The organism is Vibrio gallaecicus (assembly GCF_024347495.1).
GTDB classification, from domain to species: domain Bacteria; phylum Pseudomonadota; class Gammaproteobacteria; order Enterobacterales; family Vibrionaceae; genus Vibrio; species Vibrio gallaecicus.
Genome location: NZ_AP025490.1, coordinates 2460829 through 2475205 on the forward strand (window position 1 = coordinate 2460829; position 14377 = coordinate 2475205).

The window sequence follows — 14377 nt, forward strand, 5'->3', positions numbered from 1 at the left end:
CAATAACTAACCTAGTAAGCTTAAAGCTGCTGTCGGATTTTGATTCGCTTGGGCATAAAGTGCAGAAGTCGCTTGCCCTAAAATTTGCGATTTCACTAACCGAGTCGACGCTCTTGCATAGTCAGTATCTCGGATACTACCTTCCGCTACCGATATATTGCTGTCCATGCTAGTCAAGTTATCTATTGTTCTGCTTACTCCATTTTGAAATCCACCAATTTCACTACGGTGACCATCGACATACTTTAAGGACGCATCTACAACCGCGATCCCTAACTGAGCATCTCCTACATTTGATAGGTCTAAGTCATCTAGCCCAATAGGCTCTGTATCTCCTATTGCTAGGCTATTAGCAAAACTACCAGAAACCTCAAAACCCTCAGGAGCAAGCTTCGTAGAAGCAAAAAACTGTAATTCGAAATCCTCTGTAACCGAAGCTTTCATCACATCTTGCTGCCCGTTGATATAACTTGCCACCTGATGAACATCATCACCTGTTTTAAGCCTAATATCTAGTTGCTCTGATTTACCTTGCCTATCGTTATAATCAAATTTCAGCTCATTTTCATTCTCAGTCACAGACCAATTTTCATCAGTAGAATCCGATGCACGAACAAAATTACCCCCCATTTCAGAGTGATCTGTTCGCATATTTTTCAAATTCAGTGAGACTCCATTAGCATCAGGACCAAGATAAAAACTTTTTTTCCCAAAATATCCATCGAATAACTCTTCACCAGCAAAAGTGGTTGTTAAAGCAATCCTATCTAAATCATCTTTCAACATTTCAGCTTCTAGATGCATGCTCTCTCTATCGTTTTGCGTATTCGCACCGTTCGCTGATTGCAACGCAAGTTCACGTAGCTTTTGCAGCATATTAGTACTTTCATGCAATGCACCTTCAGCTGTTTGAGCTATAGAATAAGCATTATTTGCATTGCTTTGCGCAGTGTCTATTCCGCGAGTTTGTGCATATAATCGATTAGCTATCTGCAAACCTGCTGCATCATCACTAGCTTTAACAATTCGAGAGCCAGAACTCAGTTTACTTTGGGCGTCGACAACATCCGCTTGAGCATCTCCCATATATTTTTGGGCGATCATGGCAGACATGTTGGTCTTCAATGACACCATGTATTTAAAATCCCTCTCCTCTTCAGTTGTCTATTTTAAAGCTATGGATTCAATACGTTCATATAACTGAATTATTCAAAATTCTATTTGGTATATTCTCCACAAAAAAATAAAGCCAGGTGAGGACACCTGGCTTTATTCATAATTTTACTTTTTTAGCCTAGTAGGCTCAACGCTGAGTTAGGCGCTTGTTTCGCTTGTGCAAGAATCGAACTTGATGCTTGAGAAAGGATCTGAGTCTTAGTCATCTGAGTCGTTTCTTTCGCGAAGTCGGTATCTTTAATACGGCTCTTAGAAGCATTTACGTTTTCGTTAATGTTGTCTAAGTTGCTGATAGCGTGGTCGAAACGGTTCTGGAATGCACCCAGTTCAGCTCGGTGGCTATCTACGTATTTCAGTGCCGCATCAATAATAGCTACTGATTCTTGAGCACCGCCTACCGATGTTACATCGATAGTATCAACAGTTACTTGTTTGCCATCTTGCATGCCTAGTTCACCTGCAAGACCACCAGAGAACGACACTTCACCGTCAACTTTATTGTTGCCAGCGAACATTTGCAGTTCACCTTTTTCACTTACTGACGCTTTTACTAGGTCTTGTTGACCATTGATGTACGTTGCTAGTTCTTCAATATCGTCGCCTGCTTTAGCGTTAATTTGAAGCTCTTGCTCATTACCGTAGCTGTCTGTTAGCGAGATAGTTAAATCGTTTGAGCCTGATTGAACGTTCCAGTCTTTACCTTTGCCGTTTTCAGCTTGGTAGCTAACGCCGCCCATTTCAGTGTTATCAGAGCGCATATCTTTCAGTTGAAGCATTACTGCTTCACCATTATCCGCACCGATTTGGAATGATTTAGTACCGTGTGTACCGTTCAGTAGTTTGTTACCACCGAAAGACGTCGTTTCTGCGATACGATTCAATTCATCGTTTAGCGCCGTTACTTCTTCTTGAATAGCCACACGTTCAGATTTTGAGTTAGAGCCATTTGAAGATTGTAGTGACAAGTCACGCATACGTTGCAGAATGTTTGTCGTTTCATTCATTGCACCTTCAGCAGTTTGTGCAATAGAGATACCGTCATTCGCGTTACGTACTGCTACATCAAGACCACGGCTTTGAACGTTTAAGCGGTTAGAGATTTGTAGACCTGCCGCATCGTCTTTTGCACTGTTAATCTTAGAACCAGAAGCTAGACGCTCCATTGAGGTTTGTTGAGCACTGTTCGCGTTGTTTAGGTAACGTTGCGCTGTCATTGCTGATACGTTTGTATTTACATTCACTGCCATGGTGATTTCTCCAATTGATTTTCCGGTGTTGCGGTTTCCGACGTCTCGGAAAACCAAGTAGTTCTCTCAAAGTTACTTTTTATAACGGCGTAATTTCGAAATTCTTTAGAGATATTTAGAAAAAATATCGGAAAAAATAGGTTTGAAAGGGAAAACGTGATGAGAGGTTTAAAAAGTACAAAAAGATGAAAAAAGGATTAAAGTTCGTATTCATGCTGCCGATATTCGGCGAATTTAGCCAAGTAAAGTTAATGCTAAATTCGGGGCTTGTTTAGCTTGCGCAAGAATAGTAGTGCTGACTTGTTGAAGAATTTGCTGCTTTAACATTTGAGTGGTTTCTTTTGCGTAATCTGTATCTTTAATGCGGCTGTTCGATGTAGCCAGGTTTTCATGAACATTTTCTAGGTTATTAACTGCATGACCAAAGCGGTTCTGCATTGCCCCTAGCTCAGCTCGATGGCTATCAACATACTTCATTGCTGTATCGAGAATAGATACAGCCCTTTGCGCTCCACCAGCACTGGTGATGTCAATATTATCTACTGATTCATATTGCCCACCAGATATCGCTAGTTCATTAGCCAATCCACCAGAGAACGCGATTGTCCCTGAAGACTCATCGCCTGCCATATATATTTGAAGCTGACCATCATCATTCACGGAAGCTGAGACTAAATCAGTCTGACCATTGATATAAGTCGCCAGCTCTTCAATATCATCACCCGCTTTAGCATTAATAGTAATTTCCTGCTGCTGCCCAAAGCGATCAGTAAATGACATGGTCATATCATTACTTCCACTTTGAACTGACCATGAATCGCTTGCCATTCCATTCGCTATATAACTAAAGCCGCCCATCTCAAGGGTGTCTGTTCGCATGTTATTCAAGTTAACTTGAACCGCCTCTCCTGATGCTGAACCAATTTGAAAAGCAGTACTGCCAAAGCTCCCATTTAAGAGTTTTTTTCCACCAAAAGAGGTGGTTTCCGCAATTCGATTCAGTTCATCATTTAGCGCGCTTATTTCTTCTTGTAGTGCAACTCGTTCAGCTTGGCTATTCGACCCATTTGATGACTGAAGTGAAAGATCACGCATTCGCTGCATGATGTTCGTAGTTTCATTCATCGCACCTTCTGCAGTTTGCATGATAGAAATACCATCATTTGCATTTCTAACCGCTACATCAAGACCGCTCATTTGAGCCTCTAGTCGATTCGAAATCTGAAGCCCTGCAGCATCATCTTTAGCACTATTAATACGACTCCCTGAAGCTAGACGCTCCAAGGATTGATTAAGCATATTGTTTGCGTTGGAGAGGTTTCTCTGAGCAACCAATGCCGAAACATTTGTATTTACAGTAATTGCCATAGCACACTAAATAAGGTGAAAACTTAAACACATATCGACCGTTTACAAAAAAACTTTAATAAAAAAGGAGCACAACGGCTCCTTAATATTTCACTGTATTCAGTGATAACTTTTACTGATTTCTTGAATCGTATCTACTTAATGTTTAACTCACCCAACATAGTACTTGATGGTGCAAAGAAGTACGCGCCAGTTACCGCTTTAGTAAAGCGCAGCAGTTGGTCTGTTTTACCGTCAGTAACGCCATACATACTTTCAAGCATTGCATCAAAGTTATGACGCACATTACAATATGCAATGAACAACAAGCCATGATCACCAGTAGCACTTCCGTAAGGTAAGCTGTGGCGCACAATCTTTAGCCCTTTGCCTTCTTCTTTAATATCAACACGACCAACGTGAGACGCAGCAGGAACATTGTCTAGCTCAATTGAATCAGGTTTAGTTCGTCCAACTACTTTCTCTTGCGCAGAAACACTTAGGCGATTCCAAGCAGGTAGATTATGGATAAAACGTTGAACCATCACATAACTACCACCAGCAAACGTACCCTCAGGTACAATTGCTACTTCAGCTCTTTGTGCTTCTTTAGGATTCTCTGTGCCATCTACAAAATCTGTCATATCACGAGAGTCTAAATAACGGTAGCCATATGTTTCGTCGACCACTTCTACATTGTCTGCGATTTCAGATAGCAGCTTTCTCAGAACATAAAAGTGTAGATCGTGTCGATTTGAGTGACAGTGAATCAGTACATCAACCTCACTTGATGGCGCTGTAATTTCGCCCTCTCCAAGTTCAGGGAATGCGATAAGGTCAGAAGGAGCATCTTGTTCAAACTTATCCCAGAAAGCCTTAGAAAATGCGATAGACGCTGCTAGATCAGCACCTGGTTGGCTTTGGTTCAGTTCTTCAATTAAGTTCGGCAAACTCTGTAACTGTTCTAATACTGTTGAGTCATTACTCTTCACTTTTAACTGGGCATAAAGAGCAAAAGGTCCTGCTTCAGGCAATATTGCACTTTGTACATTTTGCGCGTCATGCGACGTGTTAACCATAAATACATCCTCTCGATTTTTACTTCAGTATAATTTTAATTAATTTTCTTATTTTGATAATTATCAGTCTTTAGCTAGAGTCATCCGGAAACAATCTTTCACTAAGCGGCTATTGAATAAATACAGTGCAAACCATAGCAACATCACAAGGGTGATCGCATTAGCCCAATGAAACCCACCATTATCTAAATATACAAGGTAACCGGTATGAAGCATTTGCAGTAAGACAGTGATCATAGTGATACTCCTCCCCCACGTAACCAATCGATTGATCCTTTCCCTATCTGGTGAACGTAGACCAAATAACCACATTGAAGCCAAACTGGGAAGGCTCAAAACTATACCTACATAAAACATGTCATGATCTGGGTAAATGATCTCTAATATTTTCGCACCAGACTCTCGGCTAGCACCAGCAACAACAAATACGACTAATGCTTTTGCAAGAAACAACCAGACAAGCCAAAGCAGCACTGGTGCTTTTAAAAAGCCGTGCTTATCGTATTGATCAAAGGAATATCGCACAAATAACTACTTAACTTTATTTCAAAGCAACACTTTAACGTAATTTCTTCATATTCGGCTAGATTTTGAGTTATCTTATTAGAAAGTCTGTTTCTATTTCACGATATCACTATGAAAAACAAACCAAACACACCCTCAGTTGAATCTCAGCAAGAAGCAATGAAAATAGCCAAAGCGACTCAAAAGCCTAGCCAAACAAAAGAGCAAACAAAGTTGATTGCTCAAGGTATAGAGAAAGGTATAGCTCTCTATAAAAAACAACAAAAAGAGAGAAGCCGCCAAGCTGATAAAGCCAAGAAAAAGTCTCAAAAAGACAAGCAGCAAAGTCAAGCTCTGCAAAACCAAGAGGCTGTAGAAGCAACCGTAGAGGTAGGTGACAGTTCTAATAATAAACTACCTTGGGGGTTATTAGCCCTAAGTTGGATCGGCTTTGCCGCCTATTTTTTCCAATCCTAAGGTAATTATATGAAAAGACTTTATTTCATTTTTTCGTTGGTGGCTCTACTCTCAGGATGTACAACACCAACAAAACTTGCCCATTCTGATGCGGCGTCTGTAAAGGTCGACATATTGGGTTTATTTGATGTAAGTAAATGTCAGTATTTAGGCGATGTAACTGGAAATGAAGGTCATTGGTATAGTTTTCTATTTTTTCCGAATGATACCCTCATTCAAGGTGCATTAAACGAGCTTAAAAGTAATGCCATCAACCTCGGGGCTGATACTGTTATTATTTCCGTTCCACAAACGTTCAATACATCAGTAACTATGCTAGGTACCGCCTATTCTTGTGATAAATAATAGCGAGCATTTTTTAAACTTAAATACCAAGGGGCTTCTGGTACTTTGAGCATGCGCCTTACAATGTATTTTTAGCTACTAAAAATAAAAGAAAGCCAGCTTTCGCTGGCTTATGCACTAAATCCAAGGCTTGTTGCTATATCATTCCGACGCTCAAGCACCCACTGGCTATCAAATGGTCCCCAATCAGATAACTGGTAGTAACCATCATTATGACGCCGCCCATCTTGAATAAACATCAGTTCAATTCCAATCCCCGGTAAAGCCTTGAGTACGTCTTGAATTGTACGACGAGGCCATCCCGTTTTCTCGATGAGTTTAGGCACATTAGGCCTTTCAAGGCTTTCAACTAATAATGCTAAATATAGCCGCCTTGCAAAAACAGGACTCAACTCCATTGACACCTCCTATGTCTGTGCCAATCAATTATTTCTTTTTTCACTCATGACATGTTGAGGTTGATCAATAAGTCTCCAATAGTGGCATTTTCTTACTGTTTTTTTTCGTTCTAGTAAATATTTCACGCTGGATTTTGTCTGATTTACTGCTTCCTGTTAGGATTCAAAGCATAAGAATGAAAAAATATCACCAAAAGGAAGAATAATGACTGTCACCATGTTCGGTATTCCAAACTGCGATACCATCAAAAAAGCGAAAAAATGGCTTCAAAGTGAAGAAATTGAGTTCGATTTCCATGATTACCGTAAACAAGGTATCAGTGAAGCGCTCATTACTGAGTTTTGTTCAGAACTAGGTTGGGAGCTAGTCGTCAATAAACGTGGCACGACTTATCGCCAACTGACTCAAGAGCAAAAAGACAATTTAAATGAAGCTTCTGCGATTCAATTATTAATAGAACAACCTGCGATGATTAAACGTCCTATTTTAAAAGTGGATGCGCAATATCATTTAGGCTTTAAAGCCGATCAATACTCAGCTATTTTTGCATAGCTTCGATTTATTCGGTCACGAATCAAATAGCATTACATTCAAAATTACGTTTACTTAACAAGGAATTCAAGGATGACAGATAGCCCAACTTTGGCTCTCGCAAAAGACCTAATTAGCCGCCAATCGGTAACACCAGAAGATGCAGGCTGCCAAGAGTTAATGATTAACCGATTAAAAGCACTTGGCTTTGAGATCGAAGTAATGGTATTCGAAGATACAACTAACTTCTGGGCACGTCGTGGTACTGAAGCTCCGCTATTCGCATTTGCAGGGCACACAGATGTCGTACCATCTGGTCCTGTTGAACAATGGAACACAGCTCCTTTTGAACCAACCATTATTGATGGCGTTCTTTACGGTCGTGGCGCTGCTGATATGAAAGGCTCACTTGCTTCTATGGTAGTCGCAGTAGAACAGTTCATCGCCGAGAATCCAGATCATTCTGGGTCGATTGGTTTTTTGATCACCTCTGATGAAGAAGGTCCATTTATTAATGGTACGGTTCGTGTTGTCGAAGCTTTAATGGCTCGAGATGAGATGATTGACATGTGTATCGTTGGTGAACCTTCTAGTACTAAGTATGTTGGAGATGTCGTCAAAAACGGACGCCGAGGTTCAATTACTGGTGATTTAACTATTAAAGGGGTACAAGGCCACGTTGCTTACCCTCACCTGGCGAGTAACCCAATTCACAGCTCTTTGTTAGCAATTAATGAACTCGCAACAACAGAATGGGATAAAGGTAATGATTACTTCCCACCGACGAGCTTTCAAATTCCGAATGTAAGTGCAGGTACAGGCGCATCAAACGTTATTCCTGGTGAATTTAACGTCCAGTTTAACCTGCGCTTTAGCACAGAGTTAAACAACGACATTATCGTAGAACGCATCTCCGCGATCTTAGATAAGTACGACTTTGAATATGACTTACAATGGACTTTCAATGGTGACCCATTCTTAACAGATGCAGGTGACTTACTTGATGCTGTAGTGGAAGCTGTTGACCATGTTAACGACGTAAAACCAGCATTGCTCACCACTGGTGGGACATCTGATGGCCGATTTATTGCCCGAATGAACGGACAGGTGATTGAATTAGGTCCAGTTAATGCCACTATTCATAAAGTGAATGAGTGTGTGAATATTGCCGACTTAGAAAAACTCACACAAATGTACCAACGTACCCTAGTTAACCTTTTCGGAAAGTAATATGACCCCTGAGCAGCTGACCGGACAAACTGAATCACACCTTACTGAGATGCTAATCGGTGAGAAATACTTTCTCACTCACCCTCAAGTTCAGAGTGATTTACAAAGTTTGGTCAAAGCTGCTCATGATGATGGCTTTAAATTAGAAATTGCGAGTGGATTTAGAAGCTACGCAAGGCAGGCTTCCATTTGGAATAGTAAGTTTTCTGGGCAGCGTACAATTCTAGATTCACACAGCCAGCCTATCGATTTTAATTCACTCAGTGAGCAAGAGCGAATGTGGGCGATTTTAAGGTGGTCTGCACTTCCAGGTGCAAGCCGTCATCATTGGGGCTGTGATTTCGATGTATTCTCACGAACCTGCTTACCCGAAGATACCCAACTTCAATTAGAGCCTTGGGAGTATTTAACTGGGCACCAAAAATCCTTTTATAATTGGATGCTTACTAACATAGAGAAGTACCATTTCTTTTTCCCCTACAGTAAAGATTTAGGGGGGGTTGCTATTGAACCTTGGCATATTAGTCATCGTTCAATATCGAAAGATTGCTTATCTCAGTTATCTCCATTAATACTTGGTAATCAGCTGCTATCTGAGCCAATATTAGGGCAAGCGATCATTATTGAACAGTTAGATAACATCTATTCTCAATTTATTGGAAACATCAGCGATTAGGAGCCTTTATGTTAGAGATCTTAACGAATCCATGGGTCATTTGCTTCATCGTGGTCAGTGTTATTGTCGGAAATATCGCGGCGTTAAAATACACTGCAAATATGAACGTAGGTAAGCCAAGTAAACTTAAAGGTGAAAGTGATTTAGATAAGCTGAACCGTTTAGATAAATTGAATAATGCGAGAAAGGCAGCCGAGCAAGACGCCCATAAAGACGCATAATTAAACTTAGTTGATACATAGTTGTTCAGTTAAAAACGACAGATATAAAAAAGAGGACTTACGTCCTCTTTTTGTATCTGCTAACCAACTTTTTCTTTATTCAGCTGGTTCTTTAATTTCTACAATTGCGGCTAAAACAGGAGCTAATGATTTAAGGAACTCTTCTTCTACCGGTTTACCTGACGCATCAGTCACGTTAATTGAAGTTCGGTTACCTAAATCACCCATTAGGAAAGTGTACGTCCCTGTCTCAAGTTCAAGAGGTTTAACACCAATGCTTTCCCAAAATTCATCATCTGGAGAGGCATATTTAGCTTTGATCGTTCCTTGAGATTGATTTCGTTCTTCTAGCTCAAAACCCATCGTCGGTAATAGTTCAGGTAGGCGCTGCCACAATACATTGTATGGAGTACGAGCAATAATTACAGGGAATCCACTTCTGTCTGAGCCCATTGTAATTGGGATTCTCTTCACCAATTCTTGAGCTTTTAATGCCGCTTCATCTCGCAAATCTTGATCGTATCTTGCTGTCACTAAGTTCGTCATAAACGCGTTATAACGTTCTTTGTTCGTTGCTGTCACAGGCTGAACAGTCGTGCCTTCTCGCCAATCAATCAGATTAATCTTAAAACCAAATCGGTTATTGGCTTCAAAACGAGAAATAGAGTATCTGCTGCCGATTTCAGTTTCTTCATCTTCAGAAACCCACGTAACCCAACCTGTCTCAACAGAGTCTGTAGATTGCTCACGAATTTCAATTTGTCGAGCAGATAACATATCCACCGCAGTTTGCCATACTCTGTCAGCTTCCTCTTTACGCAGCAGCCAAAGCGTTACTTCACCATTTTGACGTTCAGCACGAGCTCCGGGAATAAGCTCTAAGATTTGCTGAGGTGGTCGAATATCAACACTAGGACCAGTACCGCCAGTGAACTCACCTTGTGGGATATCAAAATTAGGGTAAAAGAATGGCTCAGCACCTTCAGGTACTTGCCACTGTGTAAATTCTGGTGTTTCTAAATACTCAAAATCATCTTTGGCTTGGCGACGTTGAGTCGCACTGCCTGAACACGCAGTAAGAACAAAAACAGCCAGTGAACCGATCACTAGCTGGTGAGAATACTTCATTTAAGCTCCTAAATGCCGAAGTTTACTCCGGCATTATTTCATACTAATTAGTAAATACACGCTTCTGTCATAGCTTGAGCAACCGTAGGTTGTTGTTCAGCTGAAAGTTCTGTCAGCGGTAAGCGTAAACCACCCTCAGAAATTAAGCCAAGCTTGTGAACCGCCCATTTTACAGGAATTGGGTTTGACTCAACAAATAGGTTTTTGTGCAATGGCATCAGGCGTTCATTAATAATCTCTGCCTCTTCAAACTTGCCTTCTTTGGCTAGTTTAAACATTTTAGCCATGTCTGCAGCTGCAATATTATTAGTAACCGAGATAACACCATCACCGCCACGCTTAACAAACTCAAGACCTGTTAAGTCATCACCACTTAGTAAGATGAAATCTTCGCCACAAAGTTCACGGTGAATTGCAATTCTTTCTAAATCACCTGTCGCATCTTTCAAGGCAACAATGTTTTCAATTTTAGATAAGCGAGCTACCGTTTCAGGTAATAGATCGACAGCGGTACGACCTGGTACATTGTATAGAATTTGAGGTACATCACTCACTTCAGCTATGGCTTTGTAATGTTGATATAAGCCTTCTTGAGTCGGTTTGTTGTAATAAGGCGTCACGCTTAAACAGCCAACAATGCCAGAACCATTAAGCAAACGGCTAAATAGTACTGACTCATGAGTCGCATTCGCGCCCGTACCTGCAATAACAGGGATACGACCGTCAGCAAACTCAACAATCTTATTCACGACTTTGACATGCTCTTCAATAGTAAGTGTAGAAGACTCACCTGTTGTACCAACAGCAACTAAACCATCACTTCCAGCAGCTACATGATGATCAACTAACTTTTTAAGGCTGTCGAAATCCACTTCACCATCTAAGTTAAATGGCGTAACGAGCGCAACGATACTTCCTGAAAACATGTCTATCTCCCTTAATTTAATCTTTTTGCATGGTACTGTATGGCGATTGATAAACACAAGACTTTAAAGCCTCTTACCGACCACATCGGCATTAAATATTGTCGTATGTTTGAGGTTGCACCAACTTAAGCTTCGGAAGGTTATACATTTGGGTAACAACTGTTCGCATGTATGGCTCTCTGGTCCTTATTTAAGGGATAAAGTACCTGCTTGTTTCTATTCAATGAAAGTGACTCAAACCAAAATCAGCCATAGATATGTGCCCTAAAACGGCATGTACCCTTTAAGTAAAAACCTTTACCGTCACTTATTCATTTTGGTAACTGTGCTAACATGCATGAAACAATGGAATATTAAGAGACGTGATTTTATGACTCAGCATCTAGTAATCACAGCTGTGGGCACAGATCGCCCGGGTATATGTAACCAAGTGGTTCAGTTAGTCACCCAATCAGGCTGTAATATTATTGATAGCCGCATTGCTTTATTCGGTGAAGAGTTCACCCTGATTATGCTGTTATCAGGTAAAGCAAGTAACATTACTAGAGTAGAAACTACCTTACCTTTATTGGGGCAAGAGCACGATTTCATTACCATAATGAAACGCACTTCTACTCATGCACAAATCGATAACTCATATACCTTAGAAGTATTCGTCGAGTCCGATGACAAACTTGGTTTAACTGAAAAATTCACCACTTTTTTTGCAAATCGCCAAATAGGTATTGATTCATTGAGTGCTCAAACAATCAATAAATCAAAGGTTGATCTAGATAATGACCAATTTCATATCTCAATTACCGCTTCCGTTCATTCAGAATGTAATTTGATGCAGCTACAAGAAGAATTCAATTCATTGTGCCAAGAGCTCAATGTTCAAGGCTCGCTCAACTTTATTAAAAACAGCCAATAATTATGTACCCTTTGACCATTTTTGATGGCTTTTTGAAAGCATAGTAACCGTAAAAAGGAAAACTCATGAATACGCTGACAGCTGGCACTCCGGCTCCTGCTTTTTCTCTACTCGATCAAGACGGAAATACCGTTTCTCTTAGTGACTTTTCAGGAAAAAAAGTACTTTTCTACTTTTACCCGAAAGCGATGACGCCTGGTTGTATTGTTCAAGCTGAAGGTCTACGAGATATAAAGCCTCAACTTGATGATCTCAATGTAGTTGTACTTGGTGTGAGTATCGACCCAGTAAAACGCTTACCTAACTTTGTTGAGAAAAAATCCCTTAACTTCACTCTATTATCGGATGAAGACCACGCTGTCGCTGAACAGTTCGGAGTATGGGGAGAGAAGAAATTCATGGGTAAAGTGTACGACGGCCTGCACCGAATTAGCTTCTTAATCAATGAAGAAGGAGTTATTGAGCACGTATTCAATAAATTCAAAACAAAAACGCACCATGAAGTTGTGTTGGATTACTTCAACAAAGACGCTTAAGCCTAACTCATAAAAATAGCCCACGGTTTAATTGCCGGTGTAGTTATTTGATATAACGTAACGGTGCCTAACGTTAACGTGGGTTAGTTGGAAATACAGATAGCAAAAGGGCGAACATTTTCATGTTCGCCCTTTTTATCATCAATAACTAACCCGAGGCATATATCAACCTTTAGCTTTAGACTCTGCTTCATGTAACTCATGACTTGGGAGCGCGTTCCAAACAGCTTTAACTAAAGTTGCTAATGGAATCGCAAAAAAGACGCCCCAAAAGCCCCATAACCCACCAAACACGAGTACAGCAACAATAATCGCCACAGGATGCAAGTTCACCGCTTCTGAGAACAGTACTGGTACTAAAACATTACCATCCAGAGCTTGGATTATACCATAAGCTAAAAGCAACCAATAAAACTGTGGCTCTAAGCCCCATTGGAACAGACCGACAATCGCGACAGGAACTGTCACAGCAGCAGCACCTATATACGGGATCAACACAGATAAGCCGACAGCAACCGCAAGTAAAGCGGAATAGCGAAGATCAAGAATGGCGAACGTGACGTAGCTAACACCGCCTACAATTAGAATTTCAACAACCTTGCCTCGAATATAATTTGAGATCTGTTGATTCATCTCCACCCACACTTTCGTAGCAAGTCGACGATTTTGGGGCAATATGCCACTTGCCATCTGAATCATTTCTTCTTTGTCTTTCAACAAAAAGAAGATGAGCAAAGGGACCAAAATTAAATACACCGCTAATGTCGCGATACTAACCAATGAAGCTAGCGATCCTTTCACGACGCTCTCTCCCATCCCTAACACTTTATTTTTCGCATTAGAAACAACAGATTCAACAATCTGAAGGTTGGCTAATTCAGGGTAGCGCTCTGGAATAGTAGAGATAAAATTCTGCAATCCACCATACATGCTTGGAATGTCATTAATCAAATTTCCCACTTGGTTCCATATTGTCGGGACCAAGCCAAACAATGCTAGAAGCATTAAGCTGAAGAACATCAAAATGACTAACATAACCGACGGTGTTCTAGGAATACCTATTCTTTGCAGTTGAACCACCGGCCACTCTAAAAGGTATGCCAATACAATCGCTACCAATAACGGAGCAATTAGGTGACCAAAGAAGTAAATAGTAATAAAACCGAAAAGAATGATAGCAACTAAGCTGACGGCATGAGGATCTGAAAAACGTCGCTTATACCAGCGACTGACCATTTCAAGCATTTGACTGCACTTCCTTTTTAATAACTTGGATTTGGTGAAAACCAGAACTCGCTTCCTGTTCTACAGAATAAGCTTGTTGTGATAAGAAGTTCACAATGTCTTTCATTGAGCTCATGTCAGATATATATATTAATAATGATTGACCGTTCTCTAACCTAGCAGCATAACGCTTCGCTAATAATAGTGCCATTGGGCAACGCTCTTCGCGTAAATCGAGAATATTAGGTTTCATTCTTGAGCTCGATGCTTATTATAAGAGGCGTATTGTAATCTGTTTTTTAAAACGCGCCATCTTTCTATTTCATTAACACGAGAGATGAGAGTCGCGTATCGTGAAGTTTTATCTCATAAAGCTTTATGAGATAAAGGAAACCAATTCAAACAACCCTTGTCTTAA

18 protein-coding genes are annotated in these 14377 nt (G+C 40.6%); 8 read left to right on the forward strand and 10 right to left on the reverse strand.

The window, feature by feature from the left end; translation table 11 throughout:
- Positions 1–6 precede the first annotated feature (6 nt).
- The 5 genes from OCU78_RS10550 to OCU78_RS10570 form a co-directional block, all read right to left on the reverse strand.
- Positions 7–1134 carry a flagellin gene (locus OCU78_RS10550; RefSeq protein ID WP_137374789.1) on the reverse strand — a complete coding sequence of 376 codons (1128 nt, stop codon included), beginning with the start codon at positions 1132–1134 and terminating at the stop codon, positions 7–9.
- Positions 1135–1289: 155 nt separating this feature from the next.
- A complete protein-coding gene (locus OCU78_RS10555) occupies positions 1290–2423 on the reverse strand; it encodes a flagellin (RefSeq protein ID WP_261856017.1) in 1134 nt (377 codons plus the stop codon).
- A gap of 234 nt (positions 2424–2657) precedes the next feature.
- On the reverse strand, positions 2658–3791 hold the full coding sequence (locus OCU78_RS10560) for a flagellin (RefSeq protein WP_137373610.1): 1134 nt from the start codon (positions 3789–3791) through the stop codon (positions 2658–2660).
- 134 nt (positions 3792–3925) lie between these two features.
- Positions 3926–4849, reverse strand: a complete 924-nt coding sequence (locus OCU78_RS10565; RefSeq protein ID WP_137373609.1) for a Dyp-type peroxidase — start codon at positions 4847–4849, stop codon at positions 3926–3928.
- A gap of 63 nt (positions 4850–4912) precedes the next feature.
- Positions 4913–5374, reverse strand: coding sequence for a DUF2919 domain-containing protein (locus OCU78_RS10570; RefSeq protein ID WP_137373608.1), 462 nt, complete (start codon positions 5372–5374; stop codon positions 4913–4915).
- Between the two features lie 111 nt (positions 5375–5485).
- Here OCU78_RS10570 and OCU78_RS10575 point away from each other — a divergent pair, with 111 nt between their 5' ends.
- Both OCU78_RS10575 and OCU78_RS10580 read left to right on the forward strand, forming a co-directional pair.
- Positions 5486–5830 (forward strand): DUF2956 domain-containing protein, encoded by a 345-nt coding sequence (locus OCU78_RS10575; protein WP_137373607.1) that lies wholly within the window; start codon positions 5486–5488, stop codon positions 5828–5830.
- Between the two features lie 9 nt (positions 5831–5839).
- Positions 5840–6175 carry a DUF4156 domain-containing protein gene (locus OCU78_RS10580; RefSeq protein ID WP_137373606.1) on the forward strand — a complete coding sequence of 112 codons (336 nt, stop codon included), beginning with the start codon at positions 5840–5842 and terminating at the stop codon, positions 6173–6175.
- Positions 6176–6285: 110 nt separating this feature from the next.
- Here the strand turns inward: OCU78_RS10580 and OCU78_RS10585 are convergent, their stop codons facing one another.
- Entirely contained in the window at positions 6286–6573 is a 288-nt protein-coding gene (locus OCU78_RS10585) for a winged helix-turn-helix domain-containing protein (protein ID WP_137373605.1), read from the reverse strand.
- A gap of 205 nt (positions 6574–6778) precedes the next feature.
- Here OCU78_RS10585 and OCU78_RS10590 point away from each other — a divergent pair, with 205 nt between their 5' ends.
- The 4 genes from OCU78_RS10590 (at position 6779) to OCU78_RS10605 (ending at position 9232) form a co-directional block, all read left to right on the forward strand.
- The gene (locus OCU78_RS10590) at positions 6779–7126 is read left to right on the forward strand and encodes an ArsC family reductase (protein ID WP_137373604.1); all 348 of its coding nucleotides are present in this window, start codon (positions 6779–6781) and stop codon (positions 7124–7126) included.
- 72 nt (positions 7127–7198) lie between these two features.
- Positions 7199–8335: a succinyl-diaminopimelate desuccinylase gene (gene dapE / locus OCU78_RS10595; protein WP_137373603.1), complete on the forward strand. Its 1137-nt coding sequence runs from the start codon at positions 7199–7201 to the stop codon at positions 8333–8335.
- A 1-nt stretch (position 8336) separates the two neighbouring features.
- A complete protein-coding gene (locus tag OCU78_RS10600) occupies positions 8337–9011 on the forward strand; it encodes a M15 family metallopeptidase (protein WP_137373602.1) in 675 nt (224 codons plus the stop codon).
- Between the two features lie 8 nt (positions 9012–9019).
- A complete protein-coding gene (locus OCU78_RS10605) occupies positions 9020–9232 on the forward strand; it encodes a DUF2897 family protein (RefSeq protein ID WP_137373601.1) in 213 nt (70 codons plus the stop codon).
- A gap of 96 nt (positions 9233–9328) precedes the next feature.
- On the opposite strand, the gene bamC is transcribed toward OCU78_RS10605, so the two are convergent.
- Positions 9329–10360 (reverse strand): outer membrane protein assembly factor BamC, encoded by a 1032-nt coding sequence (gene bamC / locus OCU78_RS10610; RefSeq protein WP_137373600.1) that lies wholly within the window; start codon positions 10358–10360, stop codon positions 9329–9331.
- 47 nt (positions 10361–10407) lie between these two features.
- Positions 10408–11286 carry a 4-hydroxy-tetrahydrodipicolinate synthase gene (gene dapA / locus OCU78_RS10615; protein ID WP_137373599.1) on the reverse strand — a complete coding sequence of 293 codons (879 nt, stop codon included), beginning with the start codon at positions 11284–11286 and terminating at the stop codon, positions 10408–10410.
- A gap of 370 nt (positions 11287–11656) precedes the next feature.
- On the opposite strand from dapA, the gene OCU78_RS10620 reads away from it, so the two are divergent.
- Complete coding sequence (locus tag OCU78_RS10620; protein ID WP_137373598.1) at positions 11657–12199, forward strand: glycine cleavage system protein R; 543 nt, start codon at positions 11657–11659, stop codon at positions 12197–12199.
- 65 nt (positions 12200–12264) lie between these two features.
- On the forward strand, positions 12265–12735 hold the full coding sequence (gene bcp / locus OCU78_RS10625) for a thioredoxin-dependent thiol peroxidase (protein ID WP_137373597.1): 471 nt from the start codon (positions 12265–12267) through the stop codon (positions 12733–12735).
- A 165-nt stretch (positions 12736–12900) separates the two neighbouring features.
- On the opposite strand, the gene OCU78_RS10630 is transcribed toward bcp, so the two are convergent.
- Both OCU78_RS10630 and OCU78_RS10635 read right to left on the reverse strand, forming a co-directional pair.
- Positions 12901–13980: an AI-2E family transporter gene (locus tag OCU78_RS10630; protein WP_137373596.1), complete on the reverse strand. Its 1080-nt coding sequence runs from the start codon at positions 13978–13980 to the stop codon at positions 12901–12903.
- Complete coding sequence (locus tag OCU78_RS10635) at positions 13973–14212, reverse strand: sulfurtransferase TusA family protein (protein WP_137373595.1); 240 nt, start codon at positions 14210–14212, stop codon at positions 13973–13975. The genes OCU78_RS10630 and OCU78_RS10635 overlap by 8 nt, the downstream gene beginning before the upstream one ends.
- Positions 14213–14377: the final 165 nt, after the last annotated feature.